Raw genomic sequence first — 17,994 nt, 5'->3', positions numbered from 1 at the left:
ATGAACGTATTTAAAACGGTATTTTTCCTGACATTACTTACGCTCCTGCTTATCTTTGTAGGGAACTTTATAGGCGGCAGGAACGGGATGATCATAGCCTTCGGCCTCGCGGTCCTGATGAACTTCTTCTCATACTGGTTCTCCGACAAGATAGTCCTGATGATGTATAAGGCAAAGGAGGCGCAGCTGCGGGATTACCCGAAGATCCACAGGATAGTCCAGAACCTGGCGACCAAGGCCGATATCCCGAAACCGAAGATCTATATAATCCCCGTCGAGACACCTAACGCGTTCGCTACGGGACGCAGCCCTGCGCACGCTTCTGTGGCCGTGACTGAAGGCATATTGCGTTTATTAAGCGACGACGAACTCGAAGGCGTCATCTCCCACGAGCTTTCCCACGTCCATAACAGGGATACCCTGATCATGACCGTAGTCGCCACAGTCGCCGGCGCGATATACATGCTTTCAAATATAGCGAGATGGGCGGCAATATTCGGAGGTATCGGCGGAAGGAATAACGACAGGGAAGGCGGAAACCCGCTCGCCCTGTTGATAATAGCCATTCTCGCTCCCATCGTCGCGACGCTCATACAATTGGCGATCTCCCGTTCGAGGGAGTATATGGCCGATGAATCCGGCGCCAAATTGAGCGGAAGGCCCTTATCGCTGGCGAACGCGTTAAGGAAGCTTTATAATTACTCCCGCCAGGTACCGATGCAGGCGAACCCGACGACCGCGCATTTATTTATCGTCAATCCGCTTACAGGCGGCGGCTTCACTAACCTCTTCAGCACGCATCCTCCTATCGAACGCAGGATCGCGCGGCTGGAGGAACTTGCAATAAGCCCGAGATAGATGATCTTACCTAACAGCCCGTTGCTCAGAGGCACGAATGATCAGGCCGCTAATATCGACGCGGAGGGATTTTTCGGCAAGGGCGGGCTGCTCGCGAACGCCTTTAAAGATTACGAATTCCGCCCGCAGCAGGGTCAGATGGCAAAGGCCGTCGAGGACGCCATCAGGAAGAAGAGGCACCTTATAACCGAGGCCGGCACAGGCGTCGGTAAATCCTTCGCTTATCTCGTGCCCCTGATAGATTCCGCGGTCTCATCCGGTAAAAAAGCGGTCATCTCCACAAACACCATCAGCCTCCAGGAACAGCTCATAAAAAAAGATATCCCGTTCATCAAGTCCGTCATGCCGTTCGACTTCACTTACTGCCTGGTAAAGGGTCGTTCTAATTATCTCTGCCTCAGGAGGCTCAACAGGGTCTTCTCTTCAAAGACGGACCTCTTCGAATCAAAGGAGGAGGTCGGCGACCTGCGGAATATCCTCGCCTGGTCCAAGGTCACGACAGACGGCTCGCGTTCGGATTTCAGCGAGGAGCCCAGCCCGAAGGTATGGGAGCGGGTATGCTGCGAGCCGGACACCTGCCTAGGGAAGAAGTGCCCTTACAGGAATGATTGTTTCCTTATGAAGGCGCGCAGCAATATGCAGGAAGCGGATATTTTGATAGTGAACCATCATCTCTTCTTCTCCGACCTTGCCTTGCGCCAATCCGAGTACTCGCTCCTTCCGAATTACTCGTGCGTCGTCTTCGACGAAGCGCATACGATTGAAGATGTCGCGACCGAACATCTCGGTCATGAGATATCTAACTTCAGGGTAAAATACCTCCTCGATTCCCTGTATAACCCGTCGAAGAAAAAAGGGTTCCTTGCTTCTGTCAGCGATGACGGGCTGAAAGACTTTGTTTCCGACCTGAAGAAGGCCTCGGACACTTTCTTTGACGGCGTCGCGGATTGGCTCGACAGGGATACCATACGCAGGGTCAGTGAGCCGGATTTCACGGATGACTGCCTTTCAAAACCGCTCAAGGCTCTCTCCCGCATGCTCGAGGACAAGTTCGAGCGGGCACGCTCCAAAGAAGAAGAGATGGATTTCAAGTATTACATGAACAGGACGGACGCGCTAATCCAGGCATTGGAAATGTCCCTGTCGATGGGCGCGCCGGATTACGTCTATTGGGCGGAGGCATCGGGCAGCCTGCGGGCCGCAAGCAGGCGCAGGATATCGCTCGAGTGCGCGCCCATCAACATCGCCCCGGCGCTCAACGGGACGCTCTTTTCGAGGATAGACACGGTCGTGCTTACAAGCGCCACGTTATCGACCGAGAAGAATTTCGAATACATAAAAAGCCGCCTCGGCTTAAAGAGGTGCGACGAGAAATTACTGGGCTCACCGTTCGATTACGCAAATAATGTGAAGATCCATATCCCGAAAAAGATGCCGGACCCTAACGACTACGATAAATACAAGGCGGAAGTGGTCCATAAACTGAAAGATTACCTCGAACGGACCGAGGGGAGGGCGTTCGTCCTGTTCACGAGTTACAGGTTCATGGATGACGTATATGAGGAGACCGCGCCTTTCCTCCATGACCTCGGCATCCCCGTATTAAAACAGGGCGCCGGGCTCCCGCGCACCAAGATGCTCGAGGCTTTCAAACGCGACGTCGGCTCGGTGATATTCGGCGTAGATTCGTTCTGGACAGGCGTCGACGTGCCGGGCGAGGCGTTGGGCAACGTTATTATCACGAGGCTGCCCTTTGCCGTGCCTGACCACCCGATCGCAGAAGCGAGGATGGAAAAGATAAAGGATAAAGGCGGGGACCCGTTCCAGGATTACAGCCTCCCGCAGGCGATATTGAAATTAAAGCAGGGCTTCGGCAGGCTGGTGCGCACGAAATACGACACCGGCATCGTCGTTATCCTGGACAGCAGGATATTGCAAAAACCATACGGCAGGAAATTCTTGTCAGCCTTGCCGGAATGCGAGATAATAATAGAATGAAAAAGAAAAGCGGGCTTTTAATAGGGCTAATTTGCGCGGCGGTCATAGGCTTTGCCTACCTGACAGGCATCCTTGAGCTCGCTGAATACCAGGGGCTTGACTTACTTTTCAAGATGCGCGGCCCGCGGCCGGCAAGTCCCGATATAGTCATCATAGAGATAGACGACGCGGCCCTTAAGGCCTTCGGCAGGTGGCCGTGGGACAGGGGATATCACGCAGAATTGCTGGATATCATAGATGATTACGGCCCCAAGACCATAGTCTTCGATATCATCTTCAGCGAACCGGAGGAGGATAAGCCAGAGGAAGACATAAAACTATCTAAACAGACCAAGATAACCGGCAACATATTCTATTCGGCTTTTTTCGACCTCGGCCAGGACGACATGAGGAAGAACATCATCAAGCCCAGGGATATTACCCTGCCGTTGCCGGAACTGCAGCGGAACGCCAAAGGCGTAGGTTTCGTGAACATCCTAGTAGAGCCGGACGGGAAAGTCAGGAAGGTTCCGGTAGAGCTCACCCATGAAGGAAAAAAATACTTATCCTTGGACGCGCTCGTGGCCGCGCATTTTTTAGGCACAACACCCGAGAAACTCAATGTCAGGACTGACGCGAACAGGATGATGTGGATAAATTATCCCGGAGAATACGCCAAATTTAAAAGGGCATCTTACGCGGCCGTGGCATTGGCCGGCGTACAGGCGCAGGACGGCGAAAAACCTGCCATAGACCTTAAGATGCTGAAGGACAAGATCGTCATCATAGGGTTGACCGCGACCGGAAGCGAGGACTTTTGGTCTACTCCGATGTCCAGCTTATACCCGGGCGTAGGCATAAGGGCAAGCGCGATTAACACGATCCTTAAAAAGGATTTCATCGATCGGGTATACAGGCCGGGAATATTACTTATACTCCTTATTATCGGCTCAGCCATCGGTCTTACTCTCCCGAAAAGGACCCCGTTCGAGGGTCTGGCTTTTTTCGCGGTCCTGGCAGCAGGAATATCGGCTATATCGTATATTTCATTTTCTTTTTTTAATATATGGTTGGATTATGTAAGCATACTGATATTGCTGTGCGTCGCGTATCCTGCCGTGACACTTAACCAGTTCATTATAACGAGGTTCGAGAAGGGCCTTATAGAAAAAGAGCTCCAGATAGCAAGCCGGATACAGCAGTCGCTATTGCCCCAAAACCTTCCGGGGACTAAAGGCGTCGAATTAGGGGTCAAGTTCGTTCCGGCAAAACATGTCGGAGGGGATTTTTACGATTTCATAAAATTGTTTTACGATGTCGTCAAATTGAAGGAAGACAGGCTGGGGATCGTCATCGGAGATGTCTCAGGCAAAGGCGTCCCGGCAGCCCTGTTCATGGCGAAGGCGATGGCGGATTTCCGCGGTCTTTCCCATGACTTCAACGAACCGGATGAAGCCCTTACCGCGATAAATGACAGGCTCGTTGAAGAAGGGGTCTCCGGGATGTTCGTCACCCTCCAGTACCTCATCTACAAACCCAAGGAGAGGAAGATAAAATATTCGAACGGCGGCCATAACCCGCTCGTCTGGGTGAAAGATTCCGGGGACGTGGTGGCGCTGACGCAATCGGTCGGAAGCCCCATAGGTATAATCCCCGGCTCGGAGTTTACGGCCGATGAGTTCGATGTTTCACCGGGAGACGTATTCGTGATGTATACGGACGGCATATCAGAGGCGAGGGACAAGAACAAGAGAGAATTCGGCGAGAAACAAATACTCGATACGGCATTATTGAACAGGCGGCTTTCGGCCCAGGGCCTGGCCGATAAGCTGGTAGGGGAAGTCGAGAAATTCAGCCAAGGCACGCCCCAACACGACGACATGACGGTGATTATATTGAAAATAGAATAGAAGGGAATTACTTTTTACGCAGGCGTCTTACCGCGAGTGTCGCCCCGCCTGCCAAAAACAGGATAGTGCTGACGGGTTCCGGGACAGCATTCGGGTCGCTGATTGTGAACCAGGTGTTGGCTTGTCCGGTTAAATACGAAGTACCAACAATAGTGCAATTCGCAGAGATATACCAGGTGCCGATATTAGACGGGTTGCTCCAGTCCCGGGATAAGGTCGGGGTCGGATTATTATTGTAGACAAGTCGTTCTATACCTAATGCAGTATAGCCGCCTTCATCTGAGTCACCGTGATACCAGTTAGTTTCAATAGAGGACGTATAAAAACCGTAATTTCCCGACGGAAGCTCTAAATATAGATAGGGGGTTTGCCCAAGATCGAAATTATGGATCTCTGTATAATGTTCTGCGGTGGAAAATGGATAAAAAACAATACCCTGTAAAGTATCGAAAGTATCGGGAAATGCAGAGTGAGCAACGGAGAGAAAAGCTACCACCAGCAAAATAATGGATAGTTTTTTCATATAAAGCCCCTTGGATTCAACGGTTAGATTTTGGTCGCTTGTAGTATAATATGCGATTTGGCGCCTTATGTCAAGATATTTATCTTGACATAATTATAAGGAAATGATAGAGTTATTTCATCTTACGGCATACTTCGTATTATATCTTTAAAAACAAATCTAGTAAAACAAAAGGAAGAGCATAAATGCCGCAAAAAGCCCTCCTGGTAATGATATTTTCCGTCTTTATATCTTCTTTTTTTATCTTCAATACCGCAACCGCTGATACGTCTCTTGAGCAAGGCATGAGTCAGTATAAAAGAGAGAACTTCGATGAAGCGGTCGTTCTCCTTAAGAAGGCAAGGCAGGAGGACCCGAATTCGTGCCTGGCCGCCTATTACCTCGGTATAACTTATAAGCAGCTGCAGGACTATAAGCTCGCGAAAGAACAGTTAACCGACGCGGTTACGCTTACGCCGAAGATCAAGGAAGCGCTTGTCGAGCTTGTTGAAGTGCTCTATCAACTGGGAGAGACAAACGAGGCGAAGTCTTATATAGCGACGGCGGAAAAGGAAAATATCAAGCCCTCGCAGACAGCTTTCCTGAAAGGCCTTGTGCTCTTGAAGGCCGGCGAAAATATGGACTCGATAACAGCCTTCGAGAACGCAAAAGCTATCGACCCGACGCTCGCCCGGGCCGCCGATTACCAGATAGGCATCGCGCACCTAAAGGAGAAGAGGTTCGCCGAGGCTAAAAAGGTATTTCACGAGATAATAATCCTCGACCCCAACTCCGACCTCGCGTCATTTTCCAGCGAATATATGGAGGCCCTTAAGAGAAAAGAGGAGGCTGAGAGGCCCCTAAGGGCGACTGTCAGCATCGGAGGGGAATACGACACGAACGTCCTGCTTAAGCCCGGCGACGATACTGTCGCGACCGGCATCAGCGATGAGGCTGACTGGAGGGAAGTCGTGAACTTCATGGGCCAGGGCAGGCTGAAGTTAAATGATAAGCTGGGACTCGACGGCCAGTATTCCCTGTACTTCGCGCACCAGAATGACCTCGGCATTTACGATGTCCTGAGCCAGACCGTCGTGGTAACGCCGAATTATTATTTCAAGAATGGGACTTTGGGCATCGCCGCGGGATATAACTATACCGATGTAGGAAGGACCAAATATATGACGACGGTCAGCGCCAGCCCCGTTGTCAATTACATAATCGGCGGAAGGCACATGCTTCAGGCTAATTTTAAGTATCAGAAGAAGGCTTTTGCCCGCGACCCCTTCATACCCGACGAGAACAGGAACTCGAATGATTTCGGCGGTGGCCTGGGTTACTTTTTCTTCTTCGCGGAGAATAAAGGTTTCTTCGGGCTCCATTACGGGCTGAATAGGGAATATACACAAGGCGTGAACTGGAACTATCTCGGCAACAGGTTCACCGCGACGATCCTCTATCCTTTCTTTAAAAAATTTAAGCTAAGCATCGCAGGCGACGCTTTCCTCCAGGACTTCGCCGATACGAACACAATATTCGGGAAAAAGCGGGATGACCAGGTCTATACGGTCTCTTCCATGCTCGCGTATAACTTCTGGAAGGAAGCGGAGCTGCAGTTCAGGTACACCTACGTGAAGGACCATTCGAATATAGCGGTCTACGATTACGACAGAAGCATTTACGGTTTAGGGATACAATACAAATTCTAAAATGAGGAGATATGTAAGATGAAAAGCCGGACCGCAAAACTATTAACGGCGGGAGTATTTATACTTACCGCGGCGTCCCTTGCTTTCGCCGTCACGGCGAGCGCCGAAGTGATAGGCAGGGTATCCGCCGCCGAGGGTAATGTAGACCTGCTTAGCCCGGGTAGGACCGAAGCGGTGCCGGTAAAAGGCGGAGAGGATGTATCTGCGGGAGACATCCTGAGAACGAAGAGCATCTCTAAGGCGGAGTTAACGTTCTCTGACAAGTCTGTCGTCACCCTCTCGGAAAAAACCAGGCTTGAGATCAAGGATTACAGGGTAGGCCTCGACGGAAAACGTATAGCGGCCGTTTTGAACATAGAACGCGGGAAGATAAGAGCGGTTGTCTCCAAAGCTCCGGGCAAAGATAATTTCCTCATCAATACCCCTAACGCCTCCGGAAGCATAAAAGGGACCGATGTCGTAGTGGCCTACCAGAAATCGGCGACCTCGGCGACGGTCCTGAACGGCAGCTTGTCATTCTCAAGCTCCGCCGCTCCCGAAAAGAAGGTCGAGATAAAGAGCGGGGAGTCATCGGTAATACTCGCGGACAGCGGGCCTACCTCTCCCAGGACGATCCTTGCCATGGAGAGAACCGCGCACGAAAAAGATACTCTGATAGCGAAAGCCCCTGCCGGGGAATCCGCGGCGGCCGAGGGTTACAGCGAACCCGGCGAGATGAAGGCGGTCATCGTCAAACTCTCCGGAAGCGTTAAAGTCAAGAACGGCGGCTCGGCCGTATGGCACGACGCTAAAGTGAACGAGACCCTCAGAGGCGGCGATACAATAGAGACGAACAAGAACGGAAAAGTGGAATTCAGGGTCGAGAACGGTGATGTCATCACTTTACAACAGGACTCGAATTTCACTATAACACGCCTCAAGGAGACCGGGAGCGGAGAGCATGAGAGCCTCTTTGAGTCGAAGAAGGGCAAACTCCGCGCCAAAGTAGAGAAACTTAAAGGCAATTCCAAATTTGAAGTCAAGACCCCGACAGCCGTCGCTTCCGTCCGCGGCACGATCCTTTTCCTTAACATCCTGCCTAATCTTACAAGCGCATATTTCGAAGACGGTAACGGTGTCTTGAAAAGCATGATATCCGGAATCATCCAAAATGTGGCAGCTGGAACCTCATCCGGCGCCGACGGGAACGGTAATGTATCGAACCCGATCCATGTCACCGATGAGCAACGTTCACAATGGAACCAGGGATGGGATGTCGAAGGAGGGGCTGAAGGTTATTCCGCCCCTGAGGGATATTCTGAAGGTACTGGAGGAGGTACAGGTGATAACCCCGACACCAACTGGAACCAGAATCCTTTCAGCGACAAGATATTTACCGACAATACGGGAGTGGGCGGCGGTACGACCGGCGGCGAAGGCGGCGGCTCTGCGACTTTACCCGTTTATCTTTCAGGAAGGATCGAAGGCGCTTTCGGGCCCGATGAGGGGCTAGAAGGTCCTAATAGTATCGAGATAGACCTTTCAAACACGACAGCCCTTGCCGTCCCATGGTCAGGGATCTTCTCCACTAACGCTGCCGGTTCATATGAAAATCCCGGCTACAGCCTCTGGCACGGAGAAGTGTACGGCACCAGCACAGACGGCGGAGCTTTTACGGGCTGGGCCGGAGGAAGCTGGCACAGTTGGGAAGGCGTTGTATCTTCTATATATATAGATCCTTCCGGTTTAGCGGGTAACCTTTTCGGATATTTTTCCGGTACGAATAGCGTCTCGCTAGCCGGGGCAGGCACTTTGAGCGGCACCGGGGACCTCTATACAATACCCATGGCCCAGCTTGAGCCCGGCAAGGAATACGGGTGGGAGGACGGTACCGGCAACGGCTGGTTGAACGCCTATTTCGGTAATGGCAGCGGTCAGTTCGACGTCGTCTTCGACGAGGACATAAAAACGATCGCCGGAGAGAACTGGGGTATATGGAGAGACGTATATAACGGCGGATATTCTAACTCGCATAACCTGAATAATTGGCTCGGAGCGGCAGGCGGGTACTACGGTGATGCCGGCGGAAGATTTTTCGTCTCGCTTGAGGGCGTTGACGATGGCTCGGGCGCCGTAAGAATAGACATACTCAGAACCTACCTTGATTACGATAAGTTAGGTACATACTACGGTACGATACTGGGCAACATTGAGGGAGAAGGTTTCGAAGGGATAGGGCTGGGCGGCTTCAGAGAAGAACCCCTGACCTCCAGCGGAGACTTTGACATATGTTTATATACTTATAATTACGGCGATTACTTCCATGACGGCGATTTCCGCGGATTATTCGGCACTACCGGAGACCTCTGGGGCGCGGGATCCTTCAATGTCACTTCCATAGGGTACGTGGAACCGGACGTCAACCCTGAGTACGGCGAAGGCTATGAGGGAGAATTTTACGAACCGTTTATCTGGTTTGAGAATATGGGCAGCGATAATCCGCGCGATGAAACCAGACCATATACTACATATGACGGCGGCGCGTTTTTCGGCTTCACAGCCGGCGACGGACAGGATGCAAAATTACTCGGACTTGCGAGGCTGTTGTATATAGACCCGGCCGGCAATGCCGGAGTGATGTCAGGCGACCTGAAGGGCGCGTATTCGACGGATATCGGGATGTACCTCCTGCAGGGAGAGATGACAAAGACCCAAATGGTCTCGGCCGGGGAATTGGGCATCCCCGCGGAAGAGCTCCCCATATGGAATACCGAAGGGTACGGTTATCTTTCCGGCACCTTAACGACGGGCGGATACATATACGGTCAAGATGACTTCCGGACATTATCGATAGTCGATCACGAACGCGGAATAGCGCAGAACTGGGGCGTCTACGGGCAGACGATCACCGGCTGGTTTGAAAACGATGACCCCGGATCCGAAACTACGTGGTCCGGCGTTATGGGCGGGGATGATCCGTTCGGCGCCTATTATTTTAAATATGGAGACGGAGAAGGTGAAGGTTACCTCAACGACGATTACGGATACTGGATGGCCGATTTGACCGGGACGTGGGATGAGGTATCCGACTACATAGAAGATGTGGATGCCGAACTGCACGGGAAATTCATCACCTATACAAAGATGGGCAATATTGACGGCAAGATACTCGGAATATATGAAGGGGAAGGCGAGGGCGACTGGCTGGGAGTCGGTGCCGGTGTCTGGAACGGCGGACGGCTTACCCTAAGCGGCCTGTGGGGTTATGAGGTCCGCAGCTTATACTATGACAATTACGGCTATATAGATAAAGCGGGCGAGGAATGGGGGTTGATCGGCTCGACAGTCGAGCAGTGGTGGAATGAGGCTTCATTCCCGGTATTGGCGATGGGTAAATTCTACAATTACGCGGAAGAAAACCCGTTGTTGTGGAACACTCCCATAGAAAGCTATAATGCCGAACTGGATAATTCGACTACTCTCGACGGCGGCGCTTTTAAAGGCTTCTCCGCCGGCATCTGGAAGGACGGATCAATGTCCGACGGCAGCATGTGGGCCATTTATGCGGCGAACGGGGCTGTCGGCCTGCTTCACGGCGATATCAACGGAAGGTACAACGATGAAATAGAGATGTGGCAGGCTGAAGGCGCGCTATACCGGCAGGCGATGGGCGGCACCGTAGTCTCTCCTGAAGACCTCTTCGAAAGATTTGCCGAAGACGGCTATCACGCGGAATATATGGTCGGAGGATCGTTCGACGGCATTAATTTAGTTTATGGCTCAGCGAGCGAAAGTTCATACTATATCGCGAATAACCCGTGGGGCCTGTTCAACATCACCCTCGCCGGAGAATGGGGAGAACCGTGGTATGAAGGGAACGCAAAAGAAGGCGCGGTTGTGCTTGGCTATTACGACGGTGACGAACCTTACTACAACTATTATGAGCTCGTCACTATCTCGAACAGCAGCGTTTCCGGTAACAAGATAGTGGGCGACGTATTCGGCACCGCCATAGACCTTGAAAGAAACGTGATGTCGACGATATTCGGAGACGCCCGCGGCATATATAACGACCGCGAGGGGTATTCGACGTTCGCCCTTTCGGCTATAGGCGGGTGGGTGGAGAAACCGCTTGTGACCGGCGGAATGATGATCGACGGATATTTCGGCGATTACGATATGCTCGATTACGGATATGTCAACGGCGTCCTAGGCAGTACTGGGGTGCTCTGGGATAATTCGCCGGAGTTCACGATACTCGGCAATTACGATAATCCGGATATCAATGAAGACGGCGCGGGTTACTACAATCTCTGGGGTTCGGATTTTGTTGCGGTCACCAACGGGAACTCTGTGCTATACGGTTCTGTGGGAGGCACAACATTAAATAACTCGCTTAAAGGCATGCTGGCAGCCATTTATGTCCGTAATGCCGGCGATCTTGACGCCGACGGCGATGACGATTATCTCGCCGGGTATGTGTTATCTTCCGACGGGACAGGTAATCCCGCCTACGTCAACGGCGCTTTCTATCCGTCGATAAGCATGTTTGACGCTTACGGAAATATGACCGCTTATCCCGGCCAGCAGACTGATATATCGCCTGAGCTCTTTTTAATGGACGTGATGAATGATGATATAGACGTAGTATTTGAATACGGCGATTTAGACGCCGTTATAAACGGCAACGTCAGCGGCTTTGTCAGCGGCGAACATATTCAGCTTCGTGACCAAAACTGGGGTCTGTGGCGCGCGTCGGCGGGCGGTGCCTACGCGTCTCTGCCAACCGGCGCGTGGAATTCGGTCTTGGCCGGTGAAGGCGACAGGATCTACGGGCGCAGCCCCTGGGTCGCTGTGATATCAGGGTCGGAATGGACGGACAACGGATTCCTGGCGACGATGAACGGCGTCACTCTCTACGGCACCAGGTTAGGCGAGATATCCGGAAATATCGCCGGCGTATATAATGACACCGATGGATGGGAGGCGCTCGCCATCGGAAGATATGAACAGATAATCGATCTGAAAGAGGAACATATAATAACAAACGAGATCGATGTCGCAGGGAGCGGATGGGGCAATATTAACGGCGTCCTTATGGCCGGCCTGTTCGGAGGAGAAGCGGTTACAAACCTGGGGATCCCCGAAGGCATGCCTGATACGGGTACATACAGTGGTATGCTGGCAGGCACAGGAAATATAGAGGAGAATTCAAACTGGCGGCTGGCATTAGGCATCAAGTCTTATGATGACGGCGTGGTCGATGGATATTTACTTGGGACCGCGAGCTCAAATGGTTTCCACGGCGTTTCTTTCGGGATGCACACGGAGGGAGAAGATACGTTATGGGTAGGCATGGTAGACGGCACCATCTCCGACATTACTAATGTAGATACGACCTGGAACGCCAAAGTGGAGGGCGATTGGGTAGACTTGGCCGAGATCGCGACAAGCGCGCTAGGTTTTGACCAAGTCGCGTTAGCCGATATGGTCCAGGTCCCGATAACCGAAACCTATACCGCATTACTTACCGACGTATCCGGAAATGCCAACTTGATTGCTGGCAGTATTGATTTAAGCGTATATGATACTGGAATATTTGTCGGTTATGGTCAGCTAATTCGGTCGGCACTTCCTGTCATAGGAGAGATAGATACTATTTCTAACCTTTCCGATTATCTCAACCATACATATACCAACATAACTGAAACCACATATACTGCAGATATCCTTGGTCAGATAAATGGCTCAACGGCCACAGGTCAAGCCGCCGGTTCAATAACTTACGATGGAACCTCGTATATACTTGATGAAGTGGTAGCCGGAGTTTTAACACCATGAATTTAATGAAAAAAATACTCTTACTTTTAGCTACTTTCTTATTGTTAGGCTGCGGCAGGCCGGCTGAAAAACCGGCTGCCGTCCAGCCGGTCGAAAAAGTCATAGCGACGGTCAACGGCGAGCCTATTACCAATAAAGACCTGAAGATGGCTCTCGCGCTGCGCATCAGTGAAAATCCTTCATTAAAGATCACTCCTAATACGCTGAAAGAACAGCTTGACCTTGTTATAGAAGAACGCCTCGCGCTGCAGCACAAGAAAAAGGCCGATTCGCGGATAGAGATCCTCGACAAAAACCTCAAATCAAAGTAGGTCCCGCCCTAATTATAAATTGACTACTCTTGGACTCTGTGCTAATATTTAAGTTTACTTACTTAAAATAAAGGGGTTATGACGTGAGTCTGCCTGACAAAAAAGGCCATTTCGGCATCTTCGGGGGCAAATACGTCCCGGAGACGCTGATGGTCGCGCTCGACGAGCTTGAGCGCGGATATAACGCCGCTAAAAACAACAAAAAATTCAGGAGAGAACTGGATTATTATCTCTCCGACTTTGCCGGAAGGCCGAGCCCGCTATATTACGCGGAGCGCCTCACTAAAAGGCTGAAGGGCCCAAAGATATACCTTAAGCGCGAGGACCTCAACCATACCGGTTCGCATAAGATAAACAATACCCTGGGCCAGGGGCTTTTGACACTCAGGATGGGCAAAAAGAGGATCATCGCCGAGACCGGCGCCGGCCAGCACGGGGTGGCAACAGCCACTGTCGCCGCGCTCTTCGGTCTCGAATGCGAGGTCTTTATGGGCACGGAGGATATAGAACGCCAAGCCTTGAACGTATTCAGGATGCGCCTGCTCGGCTCAAAGGTGACGCCCGTCTCAAGCGGAAGCAAGACTTTAAAAGACGCGATGAACGAGGCGATGCGCGACTGGGTCACGAACGTCAGGACGACGCATTATTGCATCGGCTCGGTTGCAGGCCCGCACCCCTTCCCGATGATGGTCCGCGATTTCCAATCCGTAATAGGAAAAGAAACGAAGCGCCAGATATTAAAGCTTGAAGGCAGGCTGCCGGATTACCTGCTGGCATGCGTCGGAGGCGGCTCTAATTCGATGGGCTTATTCTATACCTTCTTCAACGATAAAAAAGTAAAATTCATAGGTGTGGAGGCGGCCGGACGCGGCTTGTCTACCGGCTTGCACGCCGCGACCCTCGGAAGAGGAGAGGTGGGCGTCCTGCACGGGAGCAAGAGCTATCTTCTCCAGGATAAAGCCGGCCAGGTAAAGATAGCCCATTCCATATCCGCGGGACTCGATTACCCGGGCGTCGGCCCGGAACACGCTTATTTTAAATCAATAGGCCGCGCGAAATATGAATCGGTGACAGATGACGAGGCGCTGGACGCGTTCCAGTTGTTATCTGAGACTGAAGGCATAATACCGGCCCTCGAATCATCGCACGCGATAGCGTACCTCACGAAGCACGCGCGGAAACATAAAAAGAGCGATATCGTCGTCGTATGCCTCTCGGGAAGAGGGGACAAGGACGTAGATATGGTCTCGAAAACATTGGCGTCAAGAAGATGAACCCCGCATTCATATAAAGTGCGGGAGAATAAATTTTGAATAATAGAGAGGTTGCGGGGTGAACAGAATAGATAAAAAATTCAGGGAACTTAGAAAGAAAAAGCAAAAGGCGCTGGTCGCGTTCTTTACGGCCGGGGATTTCGGCCTTTCGACTACGAAAAAACTCGTGCTTGAATTCGATAAGCGCGGGGTCGACATCATAGAGCTCGGCGTGCCTTTCTCCGACCCGGTCGCCGACGGCCAGGTTATACAAGCCTCGTCCGAGCGCGCCCTGAAACGCGGCACAAAGCTAAAAGATATAATCAAGCTCGTCAAAGGGTTAAGGAACTCCACGGAGATACCTGTAATCCTCATGGGATACTATAACCCGGTCCTGAAATACGGATTGAAGAAATTCGTCTCGGATTGCTCGGGAAACGGCGTCGACGGTGTCATCATCCCGGACCTGCCGCCGGATGAGGCGGAAGACCTGGTAGCTGAAGCCAAGAAGAGGGATTTCGCCACGATATTTTTATTAAGCCCGACGAGCACGCCCGACAGGATCAGGCTAGTCTCGAAGGGATCGAAAGGTTTCATTTATTACGTCTCACTCACCGGTATCACCGGCGCGCGGGCGAACCTCCCGAAAGAGCTCGCATCCCGCGTCCGCCTGATAAAAAGGTATTCGGATAAACCTGTCTGCGTCGGGTTCGGCGTCTCCAGGCCTGGGCAGGTCCGCGAGATAGCCAGGGTCGCCGACGGCGTCATCGTCGGCTCGGCGATCGTTAAAGAGATAGAGAAGGACTCTAAACGCAAGGATTTCATAATACGCGTAGGCGACTACGTCCAAAAATTAGCGGAGGCCTCCCATTAATAAAAATATCTATGCGGTAATTATCGCCGGCGGAAGAGGAGAGAGGTTCTGGCCTAAGAGCAGGGCAAAGACCCCGAAGCAGACGCTTAAGCTCATGGGCAGGCGTTCCCTTATCCAGGAGACTGTAGACAGGATAGGGTCCATAGTGCCCAATGAGAGGATATACGTCATAACGAACAAGGAGCAATTGGGCTCGATAAAAGCCGACCTGCCGTCCATAAAGAACATAATCGCCGAGCCGGCCGCGAAAAATACCGCGGCGGCATGCGGGCTCGCCGCGATGATAATTAAGAAACTTGATCCCCAGGCGACGATGATCGTCCTGCCTTCGGACCACCTCATAAAGGATAAGGATAAATTCATAGACGCGCTTTTGACCGGAGTGAAGGTCGCCGAGGCATCTAACGGCCTTGTGACGATCGGCGTAAAACCTACTTTCCCGGCGACAGGATACGGCTACCTGAGGATAGACACAAGCGGCCAGTTCAGGATAAAAGGCCCGGGCCTGAAGGCGAAGGTCCACAGGGTAATGGCGTTCGTCGAAAAACCCAGCCTCCGGAACGCGATGAAATTCCTGAAGGAGAAGAGGTATTATTGGAACAGCGGCATGTTCATATGGAAAGCGACGAGCATCCTCGACGCGATAAAGGAGAACCTGCCGAGGCTGTATCTCGGACTGCAGCTATTGGAACCGAGCATCGGCCATTTCAGCTTTTACGGGAAACTTAACAGCGTCTATCCCAACCTCGAGGAGATCTCGATAGACTACGGCGTCCTTGAAAAAGAGAAGAGGATATTCGCGGTCGAAGGGAAGTTCTACTGGGACGACCTCGGCTCCTGGGATTCGCTCGCGCGCCATCTCACGACAGACAAGGACGGCAATTTCACGATCGGGTCCCACAAGGAGATAGACACTAAAAATTCGGTGATAGTATCCTCGCAGGGCATAATCGGGACAATAGGCGTATCCGATATTATAGTGGTCCGCGACGGCGACTGCGTGCTCGTCTGCAGCCGCGACAGGGCGCAGGACGTCAAGAGGCTTGTCGGGCTCATGAAATCGGACAAGGACCTTAAGAAATGCCTATGAGAGTGTTGGCGCTGGACGCCGGAGAGAAAAGGATAGGGGTTGCGGTAAGCGACCCGCTCGGCATAATAGCCCAGGGTGTGACCGTCATAACAAGGAAAGACCCTGAGACCGACCTGAAAGAGATAGAGAAGATCGTCGGGGAATACAAGGCCGAGTCGGTGGTCGTGGGCATGCCGATAAATATGGACGGGACTAAAGGAAAGAGCGCCGAAAAGGTGAACGAATTCGTCGAGACCCTCAAGGGCCGCCTCTCGATCCCGGTCTATACCTACGACGAGAGGCTTTCCACTAAAGAGAGCGAAAAATTCCTGATATCCGCCGATGTATCGAGAAAGAAACGGAAGAGCGTCATAGACAAGATGGCCGCGCAACTGATCCTCGAATCATACCTCGAAAGGCTGAAGCATAATGTATAAATTCAAGACCCTCGACAACGGCGCGCGGTTCGTGGTCAAGGAGATCTCTAACAGGGATTCTATCTCTATAGGCATCTGGCTTAACGTCGGGGCGCGTTACGAGACGAAGGCGGTAAGCGGCGTATCTCATTTCCTGGAGCACCTTCTTTTCAAGGGGACCAAGAAGAGGACGAATGACGATATAAAAGAGGCTATCGAAGGTAGAGGCGGGGCGATGAACGGCTTCACCTCCGAGGAATTCACCTGCTATCTCGTCAAGGTCTTAAGCAGGGATATGGACATTGCCCTCGACATCCTCTCGGACATGGTCCTGAACGCAAAACTCGATCCCGGCGATATTAAAAAGGAAAAGACGGTGATCAAGGAAGAGATCAAACTTTACATGGACCTTCCGAACCACCACGTCCAGGAGATGCTTGTGGAATTGCTCTGGCCGGACCAGCCTCTCGGCAGGAACCTCGCCGGCACGGTCGAGACCGTCTCGGATATGAAGAGAACCGATATATCCGGTTATAAAAATAAATATTATAATCCCGCAAATATAGTAGTCTCAGCCTCCGGGAACCTTGATTCGGACAGGTTCTTCTCATCCTGCGAAAAATACCTGGCTGCCGCGCGGCCCGGAATAAAATCCTCATATAAAAATGCCTCGGAGGCGCAGAAGAGGCCGAATTTTAAGTCGCTCTCGAAAGAAACAGAGCAGGCGCACCTCGCGATAGGGATCCGCGCTTTCGGCCGCGGCGATCCCGATAAATACGCCCTGACGATACTGAATATTATCCTGGGCGGCAATATGTCGAGCAGGCTCTTTAAGGAGATCCGCGAGAAACGGGGCCTGGCATACGAAATAAATACCCACACCAAAAAATTGAACGATACCGGCGCTTTTCTCATCTCAGCCGGGCTCGACAACAAAAATGTGATAAAAGCCACCGAACTTATAATGAAGGAACTTAAAAAGATAAAAGAGAAGACCGTGGGCAAGGATGAGTTCGAGCGCGCCCGCGAGTTCTATAAAGGCCAGCTTCTCCTGGGGTTGGAGGATACGCTTGACCAGATGTTATGGATGGGCGAGCATCTTTCGGCGGAAAGTAAGATCCCCGCGCCGCAGGAAGTCGTCGCCGAGATCGAAAAAATAACTCCTGATGACGTCAGGCGGGTCGCCGGGCGCGTATTCGTTGACCGGCGCCTGAATATGGCCGTCATAGGGACCGCGGACAAGTCCGGGGAAAAAAATATTTCTGAAGTCCTGCATATCGGGTGAGCAGCAAACA

General features: G+C 51.8%; 12 protein-coding genes. 11 read left to right on the top strand and 1 reads right to left on the bottom strand.

All coding sequences use genetic code 11. From position 1 onward, the window contains the following. Genes htpX through PHO67_01460 form a run of 3 tightly spaced genes read left to right on the top strand, consistent with a single transcriptional unit; the run spans window position 1 to window position 4,745 of the window. On the top strand, window positions 1–858 hold the full coding sequence (gene htpX / locus PHO67_01470; protein ID MDD5545816.1) for a zinc metalloprotease HtpX: 858 nt from the start codon (window positions 1–3) through the stop codon (window positions 856–858). Further along, window positions 859–2,856 carry an ATP-dependent DNA helicase gene (locus PHO67_01465; GenBank protein ID MDD5545815.1) on the top strand — a complete coding sequence of 666 codons (1,998 nt, stop codon included), beginning with the start codon at window positions 859–861 and terminating at the stop codon, window positions 2,854–2,856. Next, window positions 2,853–4,745 (top strand): CHASE2 domain-containing protein, encoded by a 1,893-nt coding sequence (locus PHO67_01460; GenBank protein MDD5545814.1) that lies wholly within the window; start codon window positions 2,853–2,855, stop codon window positions 4,743–4,745. Before PHO67_01465 ends, PHO67_01460 begins: the two co-directional genes overlap by 4 nt. Window positions 4,746–4,752: 7 nt before the next feature. Here the strand turns inward: PHO67_01460 and PHO67_01455 are convergent, their stop codons facing one another. Beyond that, the gene (locus PHO67_01455; protein ID MDD5545813.1) at window positions 4,753–5,268 is read right to left on the bottom strand and encodes a PEP-CTERM sorting domain-containing protein; all 516 of its coding nucleotides are present in this window, start codon (window positions 5,266–5,268) and stop codon (window positions 4,753–4,755) included. Window positions 5,269–5,552: 284 nt separating this feature from the next. On the opposite strand from PHO67_01455, the gene PHO67_01450 reads away from it, so the two are divergent. The 8 genes from PHO67_01450 to PHO67_01415 all read left to right on the top strand — a co-directional run bounded on the left by PHO67_01450 (window position 5,553) and on the right by PHO67_01415 (window position 17,984). Then, window positions 5,553–6,956: a tetratricopeptide repeat protein gene (locus PHO67_01450; protein ID MDD5545812.1), complete on the top strand. Its 1,404-nt coding sequence runs from the start codon at window positions 5,553–5,555 to the stop codon at window positions 6,954–6,956. An 18-nt stretch (window positions 6,957–6,974) separates the two neighbouring features. Then, window positions 6,975–12,776: a FecR family protein gene (locus PHO67_01445; protein ID MDD5545811.1), complete on the top strand. Its 5,802-nt coding sequence runs from the start codon at window positions 6,975–6,977 to the stop codon at window positions 12,774–12,776. Window positions 12,777–12,781: 5 nt separating this feature from the next. Continuing rightward, on the top strand, window positions 12,782–13,087 hold the full coding sequence (locus tag PHO67_01440) for a hypothetical protein (GenBank protein MDD5545810.1): 306 nt from the start codon (window positions 12,782–12,784) through the stop codon (window positions 13,085–13,087). 83 nt (window positions 13,088–13,170) lie between these two features. Then, window positions 13,171–14,361, top strand: a complete 1,191-nt coding sequence (trpB, locus tag PHO67_01435; GenBank protein ID MDD5545809.1) for a tryptophan synthase subunit beta — start codon at window positions 13,171–13,173, stop codon at window positions 14,359–14,361. A gap of 58 nt (window positions 14,362–14,419) precedes the next feature. Beyond that, complete coding sequence (gene trpA / locus PHO67_01430) at window positions 14,420–15,214, top strand: tryptophan synthase subunit alpha (GenBank protein MDD5545808.1); 795 nt, start codon at window positions 14,420–14,422, stop codon at window positions 15,212–15,214. Window positions 15,215–15,236: 22 nt separating this feature from the next. After that, on the top strand, window positions 15,237–16,304 hold the full coding sequence (locus PHO67_01425; protein ID MDD5545807.1) for a sugar phosphate nucleotidyltransferase: 1,068 nt from the start codon (window positions 15,237–15,239) through the stop codon (window positions 16,302–16,304). Next, window positions 16,301–16,720 carry a Holliday junction resolvase RuvX gene (gene ruvX, locus PHO67_01420; protein ID MDD5545806.1) on the top strand — a complete coding sequence of 140 codons (420 nt, stop codon included), beginning with the start codon at window positions 16,301–16,303 and terminating at the stop codon, window positions 16,718–16,720. The genes PHO67_01425 and ruvX overlap by 4 nt, the downstream gene beginning before the upstream one ends. Beyond that, a complete protein-coding gene (locus tag PHO67_01415) occupies window positions 16,713–17,984 on the top strand; it encodes a pitrilysin family protein (GenBank protein MDD5545805.1) in 1,272 nt (423 codons plus the stop codon). The genes ruvX and PHO67_01415 overlap by 8 nt, the downstream gene beginning before the upstream one ends. The last annotated feature ends 10 nt before the right edge of the window (window positions 17,985–17,994 follow it).

The organism is Candidatus Omnitrophota bacterium, assembly GCA_028716565.1.
GTDB lineage: Bacteria > Omnitrophota > Gorgyraeia > Pluralincolimonadales > Pluralincolimonadaceae > Pluralincolimonas.
This window is presented reverse-complemented; position numbering and strand designations above follow the sequence as displayed.